Genomic DNA, 23,676 nt, shown 5'->3' on the forward strand with positions numbered 1-23,676 from the left:
AATTGAATCTGAAAACACCTACTTACTATCTATATCTCAGTCAGAGGAACAGCGATTGCCCAAAACCGATTTGAAGCGATCATCAACAAAGCTAGTCAAAGAGAAAAATAATATTTGTTTAATGCTATAAGTTTTTCCTAATTGGTGTGGTTTTGAACCCACACCTGAACCCACACATGGATTGCACCAACCACAATAATTTTCCGTTTTCTTTAGCCATACTTTTTCAATCTCTAATAAAGTTTCACTAGGTATTAAGTTTGCTTCCTCTTGTGTATCTATTTTTTGATCACGATTCAAGTCTGCTCCAGTTTTAAATATAATCTTATAAGTTTCTTGTAAAGCACTTTCTTTTGTATATAAGTTTTCACCATCTACCAGACCATCTTCATTGGAAGATAAATAAATTCCATAATTTTTTGCATCTAAACGTTGAATAAGTACTGGATGTAAGTGGCCATAAATCATTTCTACTCTCTTTTTTTCAGCTTCAGCCATAATACTTTTAATTTTATCTAAATCACTTTTTTTAATTTTTATTTGATTTTTATTAGTTTCACCAAGCATCTGATTGGCTGTTGACTGGATGGTCACATAGTAACTAAAAGCTCGCATTAAATCCTCATCTTTATCCCATTTTGTATTTATCTGATTCTGGCTTTTTTTATCTGCTACCTTCTTGTATTTATCTGCTTCCTCAAAAAGTTTCTGTAATGTTTCAATATTGTTGTCAATTTGACTGACACCAGCCCAAGCAGCAAGAAGATCCAACTGTTTCTGATTTTGTTGATTAATAAAAATGACAACACCTCCGATAATGAGCGAAACTACAGAGCTAATTCCTGTCCACAATCTAAATTGCTCTATTTGCCGTAGTTTAGTACTTTCTTGAATGAAAGCTTGTTCATCTAAGTTCAGGTCAACTTCAGGTTTTTGCAACCATTTTTTTGCCTCTAGTAAAGAAAGACCCCGCAAGAGAAGTCCTTGATCCTTTTTGTTGTTGATCCATTCAGTTCGCCTTTCATCTAACCTCTGACGCCACAGTAGAAAACTTCTTTGCTCTCTAATGCATATTCCTAGATCAGACCATTCACGCAATAAGGCTTCATGGATAATGTCTACAGTCTCCGCATCGGTTACAAGAAGACGTTGATCAGCAAGTGTTTTTATGACTTGACGAGTAAGTTTTTCATCATTGGTAGTTAGCAATTGAGAGATTAGTAAACGACGACGAGTATCGGGTATTGTGCCTTCGCCATAGTGGATTAGACGAGTAAAAATCCGTTTAGCTATGAGTTGCTCTTTTTCATCAAGATTCCTGTATGTCTCATTTGCCCACTGCCCGATTGCACCAGTTACTTTACCAATTTTTTCGTAATCTACATGAGTTAATCTCCCGTTAGAATGTTCGTTTTTACAAAGTTGTTCGAGAGTAAATTCTAGTAATGGAAGCGGGTTTTGCGTAGCCCCAATGTCCTCAATAATTCGTTCATCTAAACCAGACTCAATTTCTAAACCAACTTGTGCAGCTGGTTTAGCGATCGCTTCTCTTAATTCAGTTTCCTTAAGAGGAGTAATATTAACTTGACCAACTCCAAGGAAATGTCCTAGAGGAGACCTGAGCAATGGATCATAGAAATCTGCTCGTACAGCTATAATTAGTGTAATTTTGTTATTCTGAAATAATTTTTGATCTACTAATTCAGTTAAAAATCTCAGAAATTTTGACTGTTCTGGCTCAGGACAGAGTGCAAATATTTCTTCAAATTGGTCAATAAAAATAATTATTCGAGTATTTGTATCTTCAACATTGAAAATTCCAGATTTTTGTAAACAACTATGTAAATCGTCAGATGGGTTAGCAATGTGAGCGGTATAACGATAGCTAACTGTGCAGATTTTATTAAATCCCGGTAGCTTAACTTGCTCAATGTATGGCAATAGACCTGCTTGCACAACAGAAGATTTTCCGCTTCCTGAAGACCCAACTATAGCTAGAAACCGAGGATTGTTTTTTAGGTGATTAGCTAATTCTGCAACTAGTGCCTCACGACCAAAAAAGAAATCGGCTTTATCTTTAGTAAATGCTTTTAAGCCTACATAAGGGCAGATGTTTGTAATTTGTAGTTTAGGAAAAATTTCTTGCAAGTATTCACTAGGAGTTATGAAAGCAGTCTCTGCCTGTCGTTGATATTTATCAACTGGTGTAATGGCTGTTACCATTCCCACTACACGATGAGTACGTTCATCTACGACTGGCGCACCACTAAAACCAGGTGTTACCTCTGTAGCGTTGGTCAGTTGAACTAAAGGTAGACCATTCTCGCCACTCATCAAGTCACCTATAGTGCCATAGCCATACATTCCTTCTATTGGCTTGGTTTCGGGAAAGCCAAAGGTTTTAAATGCATGACCTGACGAACCCAAAGAAGTGCCTAATTGCAAAGGTTTTACTTCATCTGGTAGATCTCCCTCTAGGTGCAGAATCGCAACGTCACCCACTGTAGATGCAGACCAGTACTTCTCATCTACACGCCCTATATATATCTGCTGTCCAGCATAAAAAACGAGACTTACACTACTGCCTGGCTCGGCTTTAGCATACTCTACAACATGAGCACAGGTAACAATTAACCCATCTCTAGTAAGAATAAAACCAGTACCAGCTGTTTTCCCGTCTGGTTTCAGGATGCGAACTATACCTTGAGTTAAATTATCCCGTTGTGTAATCATTTCACTCTCTAGCTTTTGAAAGTTGCTTCCACACCAGCTTGACACCGTAATTTACTTCACCACTTCCCTTGCATACAGCAACATTCCCTGCCTCGCCAGTCATTTTTAGTCCAAAAGTCACCTCCATTTCAGTCGGTGGTTCAGATAGACACTGTACTGACTCAATAAATGCATTGACGTTATGCTTAATAGTTATGTTTATGGCTTCTGCAAAAGTACTTTGTGCTACACCAACAGTCTGTTTTACTTTGTCTTGCAAGCCAGCCTTCACTAATCCTGGAGGTGATGACACTTCCTCTTCTTCTACTTCCACAAGGATAGTGCTACCGTCTTCAGTGGCAAACTGAATATATTGCGTCATTCTGTCTCTCTTGGCTATACCACCAACTAAATATGAGTAAATTTAGGCAATTTTGAATCTTTACTATATTTATCAGCCAATTTGAGATAGTTTACGTAATTTTTGTGTAAAAAATTGTGAACGAAATTAGAACTTTGCAACCACCTCCCATGAAAGTATCTACAGCTAATTGCGTAGGCGTAGCCCGCCGCAGGTATCGCCTGACAACAAGCGACTGGTCAGCCATAAAATAAAGACAAATCAATAAAAGGGGGCGTTTATGGCAACCCAACTCAGCGAAGCTAAATCTTCAATAGAACTGATAATATCTTGGGAAGCGTTGCCCGCAGATTTTCAGTTAGAGGATGAACCAGTGGAAAATCCAGGTCAGCCACTATTGGCTGGTGCTTTGCGCGAAAGCCTTGAGATCAGTGGTTTCATCCAACCCCAGATGTTAATTGCCTCAAATTTTGGACTTTGCGCGACGATAAACGGTCAGTTTGTGGCGAAAGCACCCGACTGGGTTTATGTTTCAGTGGTAAATGAAGTTTTAGGAGAGCGCAAAAGCTATACACCCAATTTAGAGGGTGATATTCCGGCGGTGGTGATGGAATTCCTATCTGACACCGAGGGTGGAGAATACTCTTTTAAGCGAACCTATCCACCAGGAAAATGGTTTTTTTACGAGCAGATTCTTCAAGTTCCGATTTACGTGATTTTTGACCCAAATGGTGGTTTATTAGAATTTTACCAACTCGAAAATGGACGTTACGAGTTAAAGCAACCTGATGAAAATGGTCGTCATTGGATTGCTTCAATGGGTTTATTTTTGGGAACTTGGCAAGGAACAAAAGAAGCCAGAACGGGTTACTGGTTGCGCTGGTGGGATGAGGCAGGTAATTTGTTACTTTGGGCAGTGGAACAAATTGAACAAGAACGCCAACGTGCCGAACAGGAACGCCAGCAAAAAGAACGGCTAATTGCCTATTTACAATCTCAAGGTATTGATCCAAATAATTTGCAGTAGCATATATAGACAAAATTTACAAGTATTTGGGTTACTCAGTAGCCCTTTCAAGCTAAGCAAACATCCCAAAAAAATTTACCGAATTTTAGGCTTTTCACCTTCGTGCCTTGGTGGTTAATAAGTTACTTTTTTAACTACAAAAACGCTAAGACACCAAGAAAAATACGTTACACCTTCAAAAGGCTTGCGATCGCTTTAGATGTATTTTGGTAATTCCTCATAAGATTTAAAAAAATAGCCTTTTGCAAAGTTAAATCTCAGTATGAAACGAACCTGGAAGTCTCTACTGCTAGCCTTGAACTGGGTACTACTATCAGTTGGAACATCGATTTTGATTATCCTGACGCAACCCATAGCACCGGTTCCCGCACAAGAACCTGCTGCGTCTAGCACTATTGATCCAAATTCGCCCAGTTCAGAAGCGACTAAAGTTCAAAAGTTACAGAATGCGCTGCAACCATCAACGCTAGAAACCCCGGAAGCCAGCGAATCGAAAAAGCCAGATTCAGCACAGGAACCTTTACCCACTCCTGAAGAAATCGCCCGTCAGCAACAACTAATAGAAGCAGACAAGCTTTATTTGGCGGGACAAATCCCAGAAGCGGAAAAACTGTATCGCCAGGTGAAAGAACCTTTTGCAAAAACAAGTGTACCTGAAGGACGCAAAGCAGCGATCGCTGATCCAACGCAACTATCTCCAGGTGGTAAAGTATACTGGCGAGAAGCAGAGGCAGGGATAGCAAGTAAACTTCAAACCAGAACTTTAGTACCTCTGCAATTGTTAGTAGAAAAGAATCCAGAATTTATCCCTGGTCATATTCGATATGCTGAAGTATTGAAGCAATATGATCGCCCCCAAGCAGCATTAGATATATTAGAACGTGCGACATCCCTTTATCCAAATCAACCAGAATTGATCAAAGCTAGAGTTACAGCGCTCGCTGAAGAAAAAAAATGGATGGAAGCTTCTTTAGCGGCGCGTCAATTTGCGATTCTCAACCCCCAAAACCCGCAAGCACCTGAATTTACAAAGCTAGCTCAAGAAAATCTCAAACGCTACAAATCTCATATCAGAGAAGAAATTAGAGGTAATGTCCTCGGTAATATTATTACAGGTGCATTAGGTTACGCCGTTACTGGCAGTCTTCTAGGGCCGTTTTCTGCTCTTGACTCCACCATCATGTTGCTACAAGGAGAAGAAGCCATAGGTGAATCGGTGGCGAAGCAGGCGAAAAAACAGCTCGATGTCATTAAAGATGAAAATGTTTTGGGATACGTCAATGAAATCGGGCAGAAATTGGCGAAGGTAGCTGGACGTGATGAGTTTAAATACGAGTTTTTTGTAATTCCAGAGGAAAGCCTCAACGCCTTTGCATTGCCTGGAGGTAAAATCTTTCTGAATGCAGGTGCGATCGCCAAAACTAACTCAGAAGCAGAAATCGCTGGGTTAATCGGTCATGAATTATCCCATGTAGTCTTATCTCACGGCTTTCAACTAGTCACCCAAGGCAACCTAATTTCTAACGTTACCCAGTACATACCTCTAGGTGGAACCATTGGTCAACTTTTTGCACTCAGTTACAGCCGCGACATGGAACGTCAAGCAGATACACTCGGCACACGCCTGATTGTTGCTACTGGCTACGCTGCTGATGGCTTGCGTAACTTGATGGTTACACTAGACAAACAACAGAAAAATGCTCCTCCCAGTTGGTTGTCTTCGCACCCAGGCGGTAACGAGCGAGTTAGTGAGATAGAAAACCTAATTTCTCGTAGTAAATATAACCGCTACGCCTACGAAGGAGTCGGGCGACACGCGGAAATAAAAGCACGAGTCAAACAGCTACTCAAAGAGAAAAAAGAACGAGAAGAAAAAAAGTCAAGTTCTTAATGAATCAAAACACAAAACTATTCGTCACTTAAACTATCAATTCCCTACCTACTTCCACCGGAGGATGATTCATGTCATCACAACTAGTTAAGTTTTTCTCTCTGAGCGGTCTTGGCTTATCCTTATGTTTGGGCAATTCCGCAGCACTTGCCCAATATAATCCTTCTACATCGGATGGTGTAGTAGTACCCACAATTCCATCAGGCGGCACATCAACACCAGTAGATAGACCAATACCAATAGATACATCAACGACAAGTACAACTAGTTCACCCTCTGCTGACGGTGTGACTCGTTTTGGCTGTCAGTATTACAATGGACAGTACACAGTCATGTATCAGCCACAAAGTCAACCAGGACAGTACTTTCCTTGGGCGGCTCCAGCGGCTTTGGGTGGTGGTTGGAATTCACAACTTCGCTGTCAAACTATTGCTAATCGTTTAGAATCCTATCGGCAAGATGGCTTACAAGAACTCCAAACAGGCGTACAAAATAGAGAAAATATTGTTTGCGTGACAACCGAGGCTGACCCCAGTTGTAGAATTGTGCTGACAGTACCGCGTGGCAAAGACGCTTATGTGGTACGCAATAGCGTTTTCCAAAACCTGACTACTGCTGACAGCGGGCAGCAAACCACAGCTGTTAATACTTATGGCGATCGCAATCAGGGAGGAGCAAACGAATTATACAATTTAGGTCGCACACTTTTGGGCGGTGGCAATAATCGAGTTACTTCATCTAGAAGCGGGATTAATCTGAAACCTTACCTTGATCCTAAAGATGGCGGTACAGCCAGAAACCTGAGCAATGGAGTAGTACGTCCTCAACCTCAACGCTCTCAAACTCCCACTCGGCTCAATCCTAGGAACTTCCGTTAAAAGGCTCAAGGGGAGCCAACGCTGTCGGCAGAAGCCTGAGTGCCGGATAGACGCATTGGTGCAGCGGTAGCGAGTCTTGTCTACAGAAAGCGATCGCATTGATTGGTAGTCGGAGCGATCGCTTTTGATTTATATCCTTCGTCGTAAATTCAGACTTGTCGTAAATCAAGGGCTACTAGACTTTTTTTGAGAAATTTTTGGATCCAAGGAGGATATAGAACCGACACCAGAGCAGTTACGAGCGCTGTATCGCAGATGTGTAGCGGCAAGCAATTTGATGCAATCAATCAACATAGTTCGGATGGATGAACGTACTAATACCAATTCATAATTCATAATTCATAATTATGAAAGTCATATTTCATCTGGGTTTTGAGGTTTCCATCTGTAGTCTTATTTTGGAGAATAGTTTGAAGCTGAATTGCGGAAGCGAATAAATCAGCAGCCGCAAGAGTAACCAGCCATAACGAAACTGCCTATACTCTTGGCGTTGCCGCAGCGGCGATTGATACGATGTGTACAGACAAGAGAGCAAGTCTATTAGACTTTGTTCAAAAGTATCAGCAAAAGCAGGAATGACTTCTGACTGTTTACTTAGATGGATTAATGCATTCAAGATGATCACAACCAAAATGTTGAGTCATCATTGCATATAGCTGTTCACAAGCTTGACCATCAAGGTTCAATTTTGGCTTAATCTGCTCATAGGTTTCTCCTTGTACTATGCGAGTTGCCATTTGTTGAAACTGTGCCCAAGTTAAATCACTATCAACAAAAGCTTTGCCAAGGATAATCACTAGTTCCTCATAATCATTGTCTTCTAGTTTTGTCATCATCCGGTGTTCTATGTGAAGCGAATCATCAAAGCAGTAATACCAGGATTTTGTTTGCTGTTTGAGTACCCTTTTGAAAAAATCCTGCTGTTTAGAGCGGTTAACAACCTGATCAGCTTCGCTACACACCATTAAAACAGGGGCCGCAACACAAGTTTTAGCCTGTTCTAAAACATTTTCTCCTAATTCTAAAAATATTCGTAATGCTGGAATTTGAAAACCTTTGTAGCCAAAATTACCGGGTGCATCTTTGTTGAACCATTCAAAGTAAATCGGTAGGATTTTGATGAGCCAATCAAATAATGAATGATGAGTACCCAAATAAGGTGTGAACAATAAAGCGCGATTAATCTGCTGAGGATGCTCTAAAGCTAACCAGGCTGCTAAGGTTCCACCCGTTGATAATCCACCAACTACGACTTGTTGACCTAGCGTTTTTGCAATCTCTAACCACTTCAGCACAAATTGTTGATAAGTCTGAATGTCTGTTGGAAGTGGTGGAGGATTTTGGCGCTTCCAGTTACCTGCGCGTCCATGACCGGGTTGTAAAGGAATAAGAACATTGTATCCTCTGTTGAAGAAGGCTTTGCCGAGCGGCTCAAACTGGTAGGGGCCTGCTGTGAAACCATGCAAGAAGAGACAAACCTTGGAGGTGGAGTGAGGATAAACAAAGAATTTTGAACCACAGGCTTTATTTTTAAGCGGAAGTTCGGACTCTGATTGATAAACTTGCTTGAGGAATTCTGTTGTTTTCTGAAAGTCAACTGTTGTTTCGTTACTTGTCATAAGCTGTTGTGCATATAATTTGTATATTTATTTTTGGTAAAACTGATCAAAATCTTCTTACTCTACCAACATAGAAAAATTAGCATTACTGAGTGAAAGTATTAATTAGGATAATTAGGCTTTCCAAGAGGTATCTTGCATAACAACGAGAATGTAAGTTATTAGCTCTCAATTATCTGTTGTTTTAACCTTTCGCTAGCAGTTTCTTAATGTTACTGGGATAGTTTGAGGGGGCTGAATAAGAATTGATACCAATTAGGAATGTAGCTGTATTCTCCTACATTCCTGAGTTTGCCATGCTGATATTGCGATCGCAAAGGCATCAGCCCTAAATGCAAAGTATATCTTTGCATATATTATCTGCGAACTAATACTAATTCAGCAACGTATTAAGTGATACTTTAATCCTTGCTTCTGGGGATAACTTTGACACAAGAGGATTGATATTGTGATCATTAACGAAATTGACTCGGATACTCCTAGCACTGACGTAGCGGAGTTTGTCGAGCTTTATGATGGTGGTGCAGGCAATACAGACCTCAGCGGACTAGTGGTTGTTTTCTACAACGGTAGCAACGACCTATCTTATGCCGCCTTTGACTTGGATGGCTATACCACTGATGCTAATGGATACTTTCTGCTTGGGAATGCAGGTGTACCGAGTGTAGATTTAATCTTTCCTGGAAATACTCTGCAAAATGGGGCGGATGCAGTTGCACTCTACACAGCTAATGCTAGCGATTTCCCAAATAATACACCGATCACCACAACTAATCTAATTGATGCGATCGCCTATGACACAAATGATGCCGATGACCCCGGTTTGCTTGCTCTACTCAATCCGTCTCAGCCTCAAGTAGATGAAAACAGTGGTGCAAACGGTAGCGCTAATGATTCCCTTCAACGGGTTCCAAATGGTGCAGGAGGCGGTCGCAACACCAGCACCTACCAAGCACTAACCCCAACACCAGGTACAGCTAATGCTGTTCTTCCTGCTGGTGTCACCATCACCGAATCTAGTGGCAGCACTAACATTACTGAAGGTGGTGCAACAGATACATACACAATAGTACTTAATAGTCAACCAACAGCAGACGTTACTATTGCCATTACCCCGGATTCTCAAAGCACAACCAGTGCTACTACACTTACCTTTACTGCTGCTAACTGGAATGTGGCGCAAACAGTAACAGTCAGTGCAGTCGATGATTTGGTAACAGAAGGTACACACTCCAGCACTATCAGCCATACAGCAACCAGCAGCGATGCTAACTATAACAATGTTGCGATCGCTTCTGTAAATGCAACAATTGCTGACAATGATGTAGCTGTTTCAATTACCAAGATTCACGAGATTCAGGGTAGTGGTGCAACCTTTAACCCCGCTTTTGGTGGTAATCGGACAATTGAGGGCGTTGTCGTCGGTGCTTTTGGTGGTTCTTCGCAACTGAACGGCTTCTACATACAGGAAGAGAATACAGATGCCGATAGTGACGCTGCAACCTCAGAAGCTATCTTTGTTTTTGATCCCACAGGGCTGTTCTCTGGTAAAGTTGGCGATCAAGTAAGGGTAACTGGAACGGTTGGTGAATTCACGACTAGCAGTGGTGGTGTCAACAGCAGTCTGACGCAACTTTCTAGTGTTACAAGTGTCGTCAACTTGGGCGCTAGCACTCTGCCTACTGTTACTAACATCAAGTTACCTGTAACTAGCGTCACAGACTTAGAGCGCTACGAGGGGATGCTGGTTAACATTAGTGCTGCAAGTAGGAACCTGACTGTAACCGAGCATTTCCAACTTGGTCGATTTGGGCAAGTTGTTCTCTCGGCAACTGATGCCAGCAACCAACCCGGTACTGATGGCAGACTTGACCAGTACACCCAATTTAATGCGCCAAGTGTCAGTGGATACTCTGCCTACTTAAATGAGATTGCTCAGCGTCGGATCATCTTAGATGACGGTAGAGGCACTCAAAACCCCGACCCAATCATTCATGCGCGTGGCGGGATTCCTCTGAGTGCTGAAAATACATTGCGTGGTGGTGACACGATCGCTAGCATCAATGGTGTTTTAGACCAACGTTTTGAAGGGTATCGCGTTCAAACCTCCACCGGACAAAACTTTACACCTGCGAATCCTCGCCCAACGACACCGCCAAATGTGGGCGGTACGCTCCAGGTTGCTAGCTTCAACATTCTCAACTACTTCAACGGTAACGGTACAGGCGGAGGCTTCCCTACTCCCAGAGGAGCGGATAACCTGACTGAGTTTAACCGTCAGCGTGACAAGACTATTCAAGCCATTATTGGCTCAGGGGCAGATGTCCTTGGATTAATCGAGATAGAGAATGATGGCTACGGTGCTAACAGTGCCATTCAGGATCTTGTTAACGGATTGAATGCAGTTTCCGGTGCTGGTACTTATGCCTTCATCAATCCCGGCACAAGTTTGGGAACCGATCAAATTGCAGTGGGAATCATCTACAAACCTGGTCAAGTTACCCCAGTCGGTGCGGCTGCAACAATGCCCGATGGATATGGTCAAGGTGCATTTGACTTAACTGGGCGGAAACCCTTAGCACAGACCTTTCGGCAAAACTCGAATCGGGAAAACTTCACAGTAGTTGTGAATCACTTCAAGTCTAAAGGTTCAAGTTCCGGGGGTGTTGGTGATGCTGACGCTGGCGATGGTCAAGGTCTTTCTAATGGTACGCGGACTCGTGCGGCTGAAGACCTAGCAACTTGGTTAGCAACTAAACCCACAGGTACTAATGATCCTGACTACTTGGTTATTGGTGATCTCAACGCTTACGCCAAAGAAGATCCAGTTACTACTTTGGCAAGTGCAGGATATAACAACCAATTTTCTTATGACAGCTACTCTTATGTCTTTGATGGACAGTGGGGTACTCTTGACTATGCCCTAGCTAATGGCAGTTTAGGAGCACAAGTTACTGGCGGTGCTAAGTGGCACATCAATGCCGATGAACCCAACGTTCTCGACTACAACACTGAGTTCAAGTCAGCAGGACAGCAAGATAGTTTATACAATGCTGACGCCTTCCGTTCCTCTGACCACGATCCAGTGCTAGTGGGGCTGAACTTGTTTAGTGTGGATAAAGTCATCACTCCTCCACCTGGACGCAAAGTTGTGATTGGCACTAAGGGCGATGATGTGATTGTAGGTAGCCCTGGTAAAAAAGCGATCGCAGGCGGTCAAGGCAACGACCAATTTGTCTACAACAGCATCAACGATACAAATAATTACATCATCGACTTTAAAGTGGGTAGCGACAAAATCGTTTTGACTAAGCTACTCGATAGCCTGGTTGCTGGTGGTTATAACGGCAGTGATGCGATCGCTGATGGCTATGTGCGTCTGGTACAAGGAAGTACAGCTAAAAATACAGTCCTCCAAATTGACCGCGATGGTTTACTTGGTTCGGCGACTTATCAACCCTTCCTATATTTAGACAACGTTACCCCAGCGGCGATGAATAACTTCTACAACTTTGTGTTTTAGATTGTGTCCACAACTGCGATCGCGGTTGTGGATGCATTGCATCTAAAAACAAATATAGGACTTACGCACTGAAGCTTGAAACCTAGATCCCCCCTAGCCCACGCCAGTCGCTCCACTTGGGGAGACCCCATCGCATGATTGCGTCTCCCCAACTCTTGGAGACGCTACGCGAAGGGAGAAGACCGCGCTGGCTCCCCTTAAAAAGGGGGGAACTTCTAAAGCCCCCTTTTTAAGGGGGTTGGGGGATCTGAGTGCGTAAGTCCTGAAATATGCAAACTCTATTAAACAAGCAATTATTTGCTGATTTTATGGTGACTACAAACTCAATTCGCTTTTCTCAGTTCAATGCTTCCCTAAACCGCAACGCCGAAGGTCAGTTGACAACTGATTTATCTACTCCTGATAATGCTCAAGCAAAAGCTGTTGCCGAAATCATCCAGCGCAGCAACCCGGATGTACTACTAATTAATGAGTTCGACTACGATTCAGAAAATCCTAATCAAACTGTTGAACTCTTCCAGCAAAATTACCTTGCTATTAGCCAAAACGGTGCAACTCCCGTTGATTACCCCTACATCTACATTGCTCCTAGTAATACAGGGATTGCCTCTGGGTTTGATTTAAACAACAACGGTACAGCGGTTACAACCCCAGGCGAACCAGGATACGGCGATGATGCGATCGGCTTTGGGAATTTTCCTGGTCAATACGGGATGTTACTACTGTCAAAATATCCCATCGACACCGAGAATGTGCGGACTTTCCAAAATTTTCTTTGGAAGGATATGCCTAATGCTTTGCTTCCCGATGACCCCACAACACCCAAACCGAATGACTGGTATTCTGCGGACGAACTAGAAGTATTGCGCCTTTCTTCCAAGAGTCACTGGGATGTTCCTATCCAAGTGAATGGCGAGACAGTTCACGTCCTCGCCAGCCATCCTACACCTCCCACCTTCGATGGTGCTGAAGACCGCAACGGTAAGCGCAACCACGACGAGATCCGCTTTTGGGCAGACTACATAACCCCAGGTAAAGGCGATTACATCTATGATGATGGCGGGAAAAAGGGTGGTATTGCTGCTGGGTCGAGCTTTGTGATTATGGGCGACCAGAATGCAGACCCCGTAGATGGTGATAGTTTTGACAACGCCATTCGGCAACTGTTGCAGAATCCTGGCATTAATACTAATGTTATTCCCAGCAGTCCCGGTGCTGCTCAACAAGCAGACTTACAAGGTGGTGCAAACGCCAGTCAAAAGGGTAATCCCAGTTTTGATACCGCAGACTTCGGCGATACGGCTCCGGGAAACCTGCGAGTAGATTACGTGCTACCCTCCGCTGATTTGAAAATTAATAACTCAGAAGTATTCTGGCCCCTGAATACCGACCCGACATTTCCCTTGGTAGGTACTTTCCCCTTCCCCAGTTCCGACCATCGCCTGGTGTTCGCAGATGTGCAAGTTGGTGCAACTGAAGCAGGTAAAACTATTCCTAGTGCAGAATTCCAGGGACAGACGGTATTTACTACAGGCTTTATTCCTGCTGGTGTAGCGGGGGCGGTGAATGGTGTAGAAACTCCCGTGGGTGGGCTATCTGGTGTTACCTACGATGCCACCAAAAACGTCTATTACGCTATTTCAGACGATCGCTCGCAATTTGGCCCTGCCCGTTTTTATACTTTCACTGCTGACCCAGCTACCATCACCACAACTGGGGCGACTTTTACTAATGTCACCCCCCTGAAAGATAGCCGTGGTAACTTCTTTGCACTCAATAGCCTCGACCCTGAAGGCATTGCCCTGACTGATAACGGCACAGTCTTTATTTCTTCGGAGGGTGAAGTTAATCTTAATGCAGGTCGCGTTAGTGATCCTTTCGTTAAAGAGTTTTCGTTGACTACAGGGCAAGAGGTGCGATCGCTATCTGTTCCTAGCAAGTACCTACCAGTGGTACAGGATACTAATGGCGACGGTATTGTTAACGCTGGTGATACTCAAATATCTGGTGTTCGCAACAACGCAGCATTAGAAAGCCTCACGATTACACCCGACCAAAAAACCCTATTTACCGCCACCGAAAACGCCCTGTTCCAAGATGGGCCAGTTGCCACTACCACTACAGAAACGCGATCGCGCATTATGCAATACAACCTACTATCGGGACAACCAGAGAAAGAATATCTCTATGTCACCGATTCCGTAGCAGTTCCTCCCAATCCAGCAGATGCATTTAGTACTAATGGCTTAGTAGATTTACTAGCAATTGACAATCGAGGTACTTTGCTGGCGTTAGAGCGTTCTTTCTCTGCGGGAGTTCCTGGTACAGGCAACACCATCAAAATTTACGAAGTTACCTTACAAGGTGCAACCGACATTAGCGCCATCGACTCACTCGAAAGCCTCAGCGAAGCTCAACTGGCTGCTCTCCAACCAGCCCAGAAGCGATTGCTGTTGAATCTTGACTCGTTGAACTTGCCTACAGGTACAGATAACATCGAGGGTCTGGCCTTCGGCCCCAAACTAGCGGATGGTAGCCAGTCAATTGTACTGGTGAGTGACAACAACTTCAGCCAAACCCAATTTACCCAAATTCTTACTTTGAGTGCAGACATCGTGAATACCGCAATTCCTACAGTAGAGACTCGTCCTGATTTATTTGATGATGAGACACTGCCCACATCTGGGCGAGCTGATGCTGATGACCCTGCTATTTATGTGAATGCCACTGACTCAGCCGACAGCTTGGTATTGACAGCGGTGAAAAATGCCGGGTTAAGGGTTTATAACTTGTCTGGTGAGTTGTTGCAAGAAGTCAATCCAGGTGATATACGCTACAACAATATTGACCTGCAATACGGTTTTAAATTAGGCGATGAATCTGTGGATATTGCCGTAGCTAGCGATCGCGAAAATGATAAACTAGCAATCTTCAAGATTAACCCGAATGCCAACGCTGAGGGTAAGTACCTAGAAGATATCACCGATAGCAGTATTGGTACTCTCTTCCAAGCACCACCCTTTGAGCCACCTTACGACCCATCGGAACGCAGCGCTTACGGAGTTGCTCTGTACCGTAGCCCCATCTCTAATGATTACTATGCCTTTGTTAACCGACGAGAAACCGGAGATGTGGCTCAGTTCAAACTGCTTGACAAAGGTAATGGCAAGATTGGCGTGGAACGGGTGCGGGAATTCACCATACCCACAACTGAGGAGCGCGAACCCCAAACTGAGGGCATGGTAGTAGACCAAGAAACTGGCTTCCTCTACATTGGACAAGAAGATGTGGGAATTTGGAAGTTCCAAGCAGAACCCGACGGTGGCACAACTGGTAAACTAATTGATCGCGTCAAAGATTTGGGCGGTACTAACCTCACCAACGATGTTGAAGGACTGAGTATCTACTATGGTGCAAACGGTACTGGCTATCTACTAGCATCCAGTCAAGGAGACAACACCTTTGTGGCTTATACCCGCGAAGGTAATAACGAATATATAGGTAACTTTGCCGTTGGTAGCAATGGGGCAATTGACAGCGTACAAGAATCGGACGGTGCAGATGTAGTTAACGTACCACTGGGGCCCAATTTCCCACAGGGTTTATTTGTTACTCAAGATGGTGATAATGACCCTGCCAAGTTAGTTCAAGATGAAGATGAATTGGCAAATATCAACTCTAACTTTAAGCTAGTACCTTGGGAAAACATCGCCAACGCATTCCCCAATCCATTAAATATTGACACCACCAGTTACGATCCTCGCAATCCTGTTGCCCAGCCTAAGCTGACTATTTATGATTTTGAAAATCTACCCAAGTTAGGTACTGCTAGCAATGGTCAAGATGTTTTCTTGGGAGGATTCTCTGGTCTGTACTTCCAAGGAATTGCAGCCAACGGCAACCTTAAGTTTGTCACTCATCCAGATCGCGGCCCCAATGGCGATAATACTGATAGTGGCAGACCATTTCCATTACCCGATTACCAGCCAGAAATAGTCAGCTTTGAACTCAACCGTTCCACGGGTGAGATTAGCATTACCAAACGTACCAAGCTATTTCGTGAAGATGGCACAACTCCGTTAACTGGACTGCCAAATTTACAAACAGGGGAAGAGAATACCGCCTACACTGATGAAATTGGCGTTGACCTGAACAATAATGTCTTAGCTAACGATCCTTTCGGTGCAGACATGGAAGGAATTGTCGTTACAGAAAATAGCGACTTTTGGATGGTGGATGAATACCGTCCGGCGATTTATCACTTTAATAGCAACGGTAAGCTGATTGACCGCTTCATCCCCGCAGGTGATGCCACTGATGCGACTCAAAATGGTGGTAAATCCTATGGTACACCTGCACTTCCCGCTGTTTACGCTCAAAGACGGGCAAATAGAGGCTTTGAAGGCGTAGCCTTAGAGGGTACTAAGCTTTATGCCTTTATCCAAAGTCCCATTGATAACCCAGATGACAGCGATGACACGACTTCCAAGAATTCTCAAAACCTGCGAATTCTAGAGTTTGATACTGTCACCAAAAAAGTTACGGGTGAGTTTCTTTATGTCTTAGAAGGACTACAAGGCACTGACAAAATTGGCGATGCAGTCTCTTTAGGTAACGGTAGATTTGCTGTAATAGAGCGAGATGACAAGAGTGATGCCACTTCCAACAAATTAATCTTCCAAATCGACCTAGCAGGAGCAACTAACATCAATAGTTCTCCCAAATTGGCTACGTTGCCTACAGGTAAAACCATTGAACAACTAACCACTGACGAGTTAGCGGCTGCTGATATTGTCCCTGTCAGCAAGAGCCTGATCGTTAATGCTGCTGAACTTGGTTACACTGGAGTCGATAAACTGGAAGGATTAGCACTAGTAGCGCCCAATACTCTAGCAATCATTAACGACAACGATTTTAGCGTTACAGGAACAACAACAAATCCTGATGGCTCGCTTACCGTTGACATTGTATCTCCCGCGAATCCTGAAAAACTCGGTATCATTGAGCTACCTAACGACCTACCTGTTGCCCAAAAGGTTACACTCAAAGGTTTTGCTTCCCTCCCCGCTGATACCTTCGCTGAAGGCCCTCCCTCTGGTAGCGATATCACAGGTACTAACGGACGCAATGTCCCATTTGCTAAACAGCCCATTCAAGGGTTTAGTGGTGTACAGGTTGCTGATGACAATTCCTTCTGGTTCCTTTCTGACAACGGTTTTGGTAGCAAGAGCAACAGCGCTGATTATCTGCTGCGAATTTATCGCCTTGACCCCAGTTTCCGAGGTGCTGAGGCACAAGGTGATGGAAGTGTCAAGGTGTTGGACTTTATCCAGCTTTCTGACCCTGACAAGAAAGTACCTTTCGACATTGTTAATGAAAACACTGAAGAACGCCTTTTAACTGGTGCAGACTTCGATGTAGAATCTTTAGCAATGGCTGCCGATGGCACATTCTGGATTGGTGATGAATTTGGCCCTTACGTGTTGCACTTCGACGCCAATGGCAAGCTGCTAGATGCTCCCGTTGCCACACCAAATACAACTAATCTCGACACACTCGGTGGTAAACCGCCAATTGTGATTGGACACCGGGGCGCAAGTGGAGAACTCCCAGAGCATACTTTAGGCGCTTACAAGTTGGCGATTGAACGCGGTGCTGACTTCATCGAACCCGACTTGGTTTCTACTAAGGATGGTGTGTTGATTGCTCGTCACGAGCCGAATATGATCAATACCACCGATGTGGCTGAGCGTCCAGAATTTAGCGATCGCAAAACGACTAAAATCGTTGATGGTGTAGAAGAAGAAGGCTTTTTTGCTTCCGACTTTACCCTAGCAGAAATCAAGACACTGCGGGCAATTATGCCGCAAGCCTTCCGTCCTCAAGCGTTTAACGGTTTGTATGAAATCCCGACTTTTGAAGAAATCATCGAGTTAGTTAAACAGACTGAAGCCGATACAGGTCGTAAAATTGGCATTTATCCAGAAACCAAGCACCCAACTTATCACGATGCGCTTGGTCTATCTCTAGAAGAACCTCTGTTAGCAACCTTAGAGAAAACCAAGTTTACTGACCCCAGCCGGGTATTTATCCAGTCCTTTGAAACCAGTAATCTTAAAGAACTGAATGAGAAAACCGACATACCCCTGGTTCAGTTATTGGATGCTGTTGATGTTAATCTCGATGGTTCGCTGATTGAAACCAAGCCTTACGATTTCGTCGTTGATAAAGACTCTCGCACTTATGCAGATTTGCGGACACCCGCAGGCTTAGAGGAAGTTGCCACCTACGCTGATGGTATTGGCCCCTGGAAACGGATGATTGTCTCGGTTGCGGGTGTTGATGCCGATGGCGATGGTGAAGCGGATGATGTGAATGGCGATGGCGTAGTCAACGATGCTGACAAAACCCTAACTGAACCCACTTCTTTGGTGAAAGATGCCCATGATGCAGGTTTACTAGTACATCCTTACACCTTCCGCGATGAAGAACGTTACTTAGCATCAGATTACAACGGCAACCCACAAGAAGAATTTAAACAGTACATCAATTTAGGTGTTGATGGTTACTTTACTGACTTCCCTGGTACAGGCGACTTGGTGCGCGACCAATTAACCGGGGATTTTGTGCGTTCACCACAAAATCCTGATGTATTAGAGAAGACACAATTCCAAACCTTGGATGGGAATGCGCCTTTAGTTATCGGTCATCGCGGTGCTAGCGGTTTACGTCCAGAACATACTTTGGAAGCATATAAACTAGCGATCGCTGATGGGGCTGATTTCATTGAACCAGATTTAGTTGCCACCAAGGATGGTTATTTGGTAGCGCGTCACGAAAACGCTCTAGCAATTATCAATGACGATGGGACACTGAACACCACCGACACCAGCACCGATATCTATCTACGTCCAGAGTTCGCCGACCGTAAAACTACTAAAGTCATTGATGAGCGCACTATCACAGGCTGGTTTACAGAAGACTTAACTCTGGAAGAACTGAAAACCCTGAATGCCATTGAACGTCTACCTGAACTCCGGGGAACCAAATTTAACAATGACAAGCTGAAAGTTCCCACTCTCGAAGAAATCATCGATTTGGTGAAGCAGGTAGAAACAGAAACAGGTCGCAAAATTGGTATTTACCCAGAAACCAAGCACCCCACCTACTTTGAAAATATCGGCATCAACTTAGGTCAGAAACTAGTTGACACCTTAGTTGCTAAAGAGTTTACTGATCCTGAGCGGGTATTCATCCAGTCCTTTGAGGTGGGCAATCTCAAGGAACTGAAACAGGACATCATGCCTAAAGCAGAAATTGATTTGCCACTAGTTCAGTTATTTGGTGGAGCCACAGGCAAGCCTTATGATTTTATTGTTAGTGGTGACTCTCGCACCTACGGCGATCTTACCAAACCGACAGAACTAGCTGCGATCGCTACTTATGCTGCTGGTATTGGCCCCAACAAGCGCCTGATTGTTCCCGCGCAAACAGTTGACCGTAACGGCGATGGTCAACCAGATGACTTGAATGGTGATGGCACAATCAGCGAGCCTGATAGAGTTTTGGGTACTCCCACTACTTTGGTGAAAGATGCTCATGATGCTAACTTGTTAGTACATCCTTACACCTTCCGCAACGAAGGGGTTTTCTTAGCATCAGATTACAACGGCGACCCGAAAAAGGAATATGAACAGTTCATCGACTTAGGAGTTGATGGCTACTTCACTGACTTCCCCGGTACAGGCGACCTGGTGCGCGACCAACTCGCGGGTGAACCTGCTGTCTCCAACCTTGGTGGTTCCAAAGGATTTGAGGGACTAGCCATCAGTCCCGACAAGAAAACTCTGTATCCTTTACTAGAAGGTACTGTTACTGGCGACCCCGCTGGTTCACTGCGAATCTACAAATTTGATGTAGCATCTGAGCAGTTCCAAGGTCAATTAGGCTTTTACCAATTAGATGACCCAAGTTACGCCATTGGTGATTTTACCGCTGTTAACTCAAATGAATATCTCGTAATTGAGCGAGATGGTGGTCAAGGTGAGACTGCTAAGTTCAAGAAGATATTCAAAGTTGACTTGTCTAAAAAAGATGCTGATGGTTTTGTAGCTAAAGAGGAAGTCGTGGATTTGATGAATATTCAAGACCCCAACGACTTGAATAAAGACGGCAATACCAAATTCACTTTCCCCTTTGTAACTATCGAAGATGTATTGGTACTAGATGCCAAAACGCTTTTAGTTGCCAACGATAACAATTATCCCTTCTCACAGGGACGACCAGGTGGGATTGATAACAACGAAATTATCACTCTGGAGTTAGAAAAGCCGCTTAATTTAGCACAAAGCAACCTCCTGGATTTACGCGATGCGACACAACCAGTAAGCGCTGAGTTTGTAGTTAACAGAGATGCTGGTTATAACAATTACATCAGCTTCTATCAGGTAACTGATGAGAATGGTGGTATTGATACTAACGGCGATCGCAAAGCAGATATTCTCGTTGGCCAAACTGGTTATACTGAAGCAGCAGTGCGTGGACGTGTTACAGGCATTGACCTGACAGCAAACAACCAAGATACGGCAACATACACTGGCACTTTTGAGCCTGGTTCTATCTTTGCAGCATTTATCATCGCTAATGGTAGACCCGATGCAATTCTCGATAGTAATCCCAGTAACAATCCGGCGGTTTACTTCCCATTCTTAGGCGCTAATTCAGACAAAGTAGATCACATTCGCCTATTAGGTAATAACACCTTTGGCTTTGAGGATTTACCCAATGGCGGTGACAAAGATTATAACGATATGACTGTGCGTGTGAATTTGAATATCGCTTAGCCAGGTAATATCAAAATCAGATAATTTTAAATAACCTCATCCTGCTTGCGGGGTGGGGTTATTTTTTGCCTTTCAAGATAAAAGGCAAGTCTATTAAAGCTTGAAACTCCAGTTTTCACCTTCAGAACTCGGAACTTCGTGTTTGAAACTCGGAACTTCGTGTTTGAAACTCGGAACTTCGTGTTTGAAACTCGGAACTTCGTGTTTGAAACTCGGAACTTCGTGCTCAGAACTCGAAACTTCGTGTTCGGAACTCGGAACTTCGTGCTCAGAACTCGGAACTTCGTGCTCAGAACTCGGAACTTCGTGCTCAGAACTCGGAACTTCGTGTTCGGAACTCGGAACTTCGTGCTCAGAACTCGGAACTTCGTGCTCAGAACTCAGAACTTCGTGCTCAGAACTCGGAGTAATAGTTTTATACCAATTCGTGATTATTTCAGGCTGTTGCTAACAGCTTAAAAGCAGGTAGCGTAAACGTAAAGCGGCTTGTGGTGGGACAGCGATCGCTATAGTATAAAAATTAAACTTTAATAGCTAAAAACCCGCTCTTATACTTAATCGTTTTTAACAGTGCATAAATTTTAGTGTTCATAAAAACTATGTCGATAACCGCATACCCATCAGTGCTGAATTCTTTTTTAAAAGGTACATTAGATACTCTTGGCGTTGCCTATAGTGTAGCTGTAGTGGATAACTACGCCTACGTCGCTGACGCCAACAATGGTTTGCAAATCATTGACATTACAAACCCTAGCGCACCCTTCCTCAAAGGTTCATTAGATACTACTGGTCTTGCTTATGGCGTAGCTGTAGCAGGTAACTACGCTTATGTTGCTGACACCACCAGTGGTTTGCAAATCATCGACATCACAAACCCGGCTGCACCCTCCCTCAAAAGTACATTCGATACTATTTTTGCCTTAAATGTAGCTGTAGTGGGTAACTACGCCTACGTTGTTGATATCACCAGTGGTTTGCAAATTATTGACATTACAAACCCTACAGCACCCTTCCTCAAAGGTACATTAAATACTGGCCCTGCCTTGGGCGTAACTGTAGTAAGTGACTATGCTTACGTTGCTGGCAATGGTTTAGAAATCATTGATGTCACAGACCCCGCTGCACCTTCCCTCACAGCTAGATTCGATACTCCTGGTAATGCTTATGGTGTGGCTGTAGCGGGTAACTACGCCTATGTCGCTGACTATGGCAGTGGTTTGCAAATCATTGACATTACAGACCCGACTGCACCCTTTCTCAAAGGTACATTAGATACTACTGGCAATGCCTATAACGTGGCTGTAGCAGGTAACTATGCTTATGTTGCTGACACCACCAGTGGTTTACAAATCATTGATATTACAGACCCGGCTGCACCTTTCCTCAAAAATACATTAGATACTCCTGGCGCTGCTTTAGGTGTAGCTGTAGTGGGTAAATATGTTTACATTGCTGATGAAAACAGTGGTTTGCAAATCATAGAGAACAATACAGTTCCGACTTCTGCTGACAAAGCTATCACTATCAATTCCGACAGCCTCTACATTTTCCAGCCTAGCGACTTTGCATTTAGCGACCCTGACAGCGGCGACAGCTTGCAAGCAATACAAATTATCACATTGCCTGAGTTAGGATTTTTCTTAGATAGCGATGATAACGATACTCTAGATTCTGGTGAAGCTATCTCATTGGGGCAAATAATTCCGCTGGATAAATTGAGCCAGCTGAAGCTTAAGACTGATATTACTGCCACAGGTAACAATTTTGCCAGCTTCCAGTTCAAAATCACTGATGGCACAGATTACAGCGCTTCGCCAAACAACTTTACTATTAATGTTACTACACAAACAAATCTCTCTTTTAAGCTGGTAAAGCAAAGTTCTAGTATGGTCTACGAACTAGGAGTATTTACCGTTGACGATGCAGAAGGTAAGATTGGCGATATTGCTCCTGGTACAACCGGGTATACCGAAGCGGCTCTTAAACGAGCTAAGGTAGTTTTCTCTTCACTTGCTAATATCCCCAATGGGTTTAATACTGACTTAGCGACTCTGCAAGAATTCAACTCTGGTGAGAAGCTAAGGTTTTTCTTAGTACGCAACAGCAGTATTAATGGGGTGCTGACTGGAGAAGCTGCTTTCTCAGATGTAATTTTCTCCTCAGCGGCAAATTTTGAAGTTGAACCCTCAAAAAATGAAGTATTCTCTCTCAACTTCCAGGATTTGGTAGTAGAAATTCAACCAACAAACCAAGAATTACCTTTGGGTACAGGTTTGCAAGGACAGCAAGAAGCAGAATTGATTGATTTACGGGATGTGACACAACAGGTGAAAGCTGAGTTTGTCGTCAATAGAGAAGCTGTTTTCAATAATTTTGTTGGCTTCTATCGAGTGAGTGATGAGAATGGTGGTATTGATATTAATGGCGATCGCACAGCAGATATTCTCGTTGGACAGGCGGGTTATACTGAAGCAGCGGTGCGTGGACGAGTCGCAGGTATTGACCTGACTGTGAACAATCAAGGTACGGCAACTTACGCCAGCACTTTCGAGCCTGATTCTTTGTTTGCACCATTTATTATTGTTGATGGTAGCCCCGATGCAATTCTCGATAGTAATGCCAATAACGATCCAGCAGTGTACTTTCCCTTCTTAAGTGCTAATACTGACAAAACCGATCACATTCGCCTGTTAGGGAATAACACCTTCGGTTTTGAAGATTTATTAAATGGCGGTGATAAAGATTACAACGATGTGATTGTGCGCGTAAATTTGAGTATTGCTTAAGAAATCTTGCTTATTTCGCTTAACTTCGAGCAAGAT

Annotated in this window: 12 protein-coding genes; 7 read left to right on the top strand and 5 right to left on the bottom strand. The window is 43.7% G+C overall.

The window, feature by feature from the left end; genetic code table 11:
* Positions 1-36 precede the first annotated feature (36 nt).
* Positions 37-2,733 (bottom strand): S1 family peptidase, encoded by a 2,697-nt coding sequence (locus HCR01_RS01825; protein WP_193193933.1) that lies wholly within the window; start codon positions 2,731-2,733, stop codon positions 37-39.
* Position 2,734: 1 nt separating this feature from the next.
* The gene (locus tag HCR01_RS01830) at positions 2,735-3,094 is read right to left on the bottom strand and encodes a CU044_2847 family protein (RefSeq protein WP_193193935.1); all 360 of its coding nucleotides are present in this window, start codon (positions 3,092-3,094) and stop codon (positions 2,735-2,737) included.
* Positions 3,095-3,353: 259 nt separating this feature from the next.
* Between HCR01_RS01830 and HCR01_RS01835 the strand changes: the two genes are divergently transcribed.
* From HCR01_RS01835 to HCR01_RS01845, 3 genes are all read left to right on the top strand, one after another.
* The gene (locus HCR01_RS01835) at positions 3,354-4,100 is read left to right on the top strand and encodes a Uma2 family endonuclease (protein WP_193193937.1); all 747 of its coding nucleotides are present in this window, start codon (positions 3,354-3,356) and stop codon (positions 4,098-4,100) included.
* Positions 4,101-4,362: 262 nt separating this feature from the next.
* The gene (locus HCR01_RS01840; protein WP_193193940.1) at positions 4,363-5,991 is read left to right on the top strand and encodes a M48 family metallopeptidase; all 1,629 of its coding nucleotides are present in this window, start codon (positions 4,363-4,365) and stop codon (positions 5,989-5,991) included.
* A 71-nt stretch (positions 5,992-6,062) separates the two neighbouring features.
* Positions 6,063-6,869 carry a COP23 domain-containing protein gene (locus HCR01_RS01845; RefSeq protein WP_193193941.1) on the top strand — a complete coding sequence of 269 codons (807 nt, stop codon included), beginning with the start codon at positions 6,063-6,065 and terminating at the stop codon, positions 6,867-6,869.
* On the opposite strand, the gene HCR01_RS01850 is transcribed toward HCR01_RS01845, so the two are convergent.
* The gene (locus HCR01_RS01850) at positions 6,853-7,038 is read right to left on the bottom strand and encodes a hypothetical protein (RefSeq protein ID WP_193193943.1); all 186 of its coding nucleotides are present in this window, start codon (positions 7,036-7,038) and stop codon (positions 6,853-6,855) included. The genes HCR01_RS01845 and HCR01_RS01850 overlap by 17 nt on opposite strands.
* Positions 7,039-7,083: 45 nt before the next feature.
* Between HCR01_RS01850 and HCR01_RS40675 the strand changes: the two genes are divergently transcribed.
* Positions 7,084-7,200, top strand: a complete 117-nt coding sequence (locus HCR01_RS40675) for a DUF6888 family protein (RefSeq protein WP_413773917.1) — start codon at positions 7,084-7,086, stop codon at positions 7,198-7,200.
* Between the two features lie 259 nt (positions 7,201-7,459).
* Here the strand turns inward: HCR01_RS40675 and HCR01_RS01855 are convergent, their stop codons facing one another.
* Positions 7,460-8,488: an alpha/beta hydrolase gene (locus tag HCR01_RS01855; RefSeq protein ID WP_193193944.1), complete on the bottom strand. Its 1,029-nt coding sequence runs from the start codon at positions 8,486-8,488 to the stop codon at positions 7,460-7,462.
* A 212-nt stretch (positions 8,489-8,700) separates the two neighbouring features.
* Positions 8,701-8,841 carry a hypothetical protein gene (locus HCR01_RS01860; protein WP_193193947.1) on the bottom strand — a complete coding sequence of 47 codons (141 nt, stop codon included), beginning with the start codon at positions 8,839-8,841 and terminating at the stop codon, positions 8,701-8,703.
* 95 nt (positions 8,842-8,936) lie between these two features.
* Between HCR01_RS01860 and HCR01_RS01865 the strand changes: the two genes are divergently transcribed.
* From HCR01_RS01865 to HCR01_RS38330, 3 genes are all read left to right on the top strand, one after another.
* On the top strand, positions 8,937-12,011 hold the full coding sequence (locus HCR01_RS01865) for an ExeM/NucH family extracellular endonuclease (RefSeq protein ID WP_320073070.1): 3,075 nt from the start codon (positions 8,937-8,939) through the stop codon (positions 12,009-12,011).
* Between the two features lie 308 nt (positions 12,012-12,319).
* Positions 12,320-20,854, top strand: a complete 8,535-nt coding sequence (locus HCR01_RS01870; RefSeq protein ID WP_193194241.1) for a phytase — start codon at positions 12,320-12,322, stop codon at positions 20,852-20,854.
* Positions 20,855-21,453: 599 nt separating this feature from the next.
* A complete protein-coding gene (locus HCR01_RS38330; RefSeq protein ID WP_226889029.1) occupies positions 21,454-23,640 on the top strand; it encodes a DUF4114 domain-containing protein in 2,187 nt (728 codons plus the stop codon).
* Positions 23,641-23,676 lie beyond the last annotated feature (36 nt).

The organism is Nostoc sp. MG11, assembly GCF_014904695.1.
Classification (GTDB): domain Bacteria; phylum Cyanobacteriota; class Cyanobacteriia; order Cyanobacteriales; family Nostocaceae; genus Komarekiella.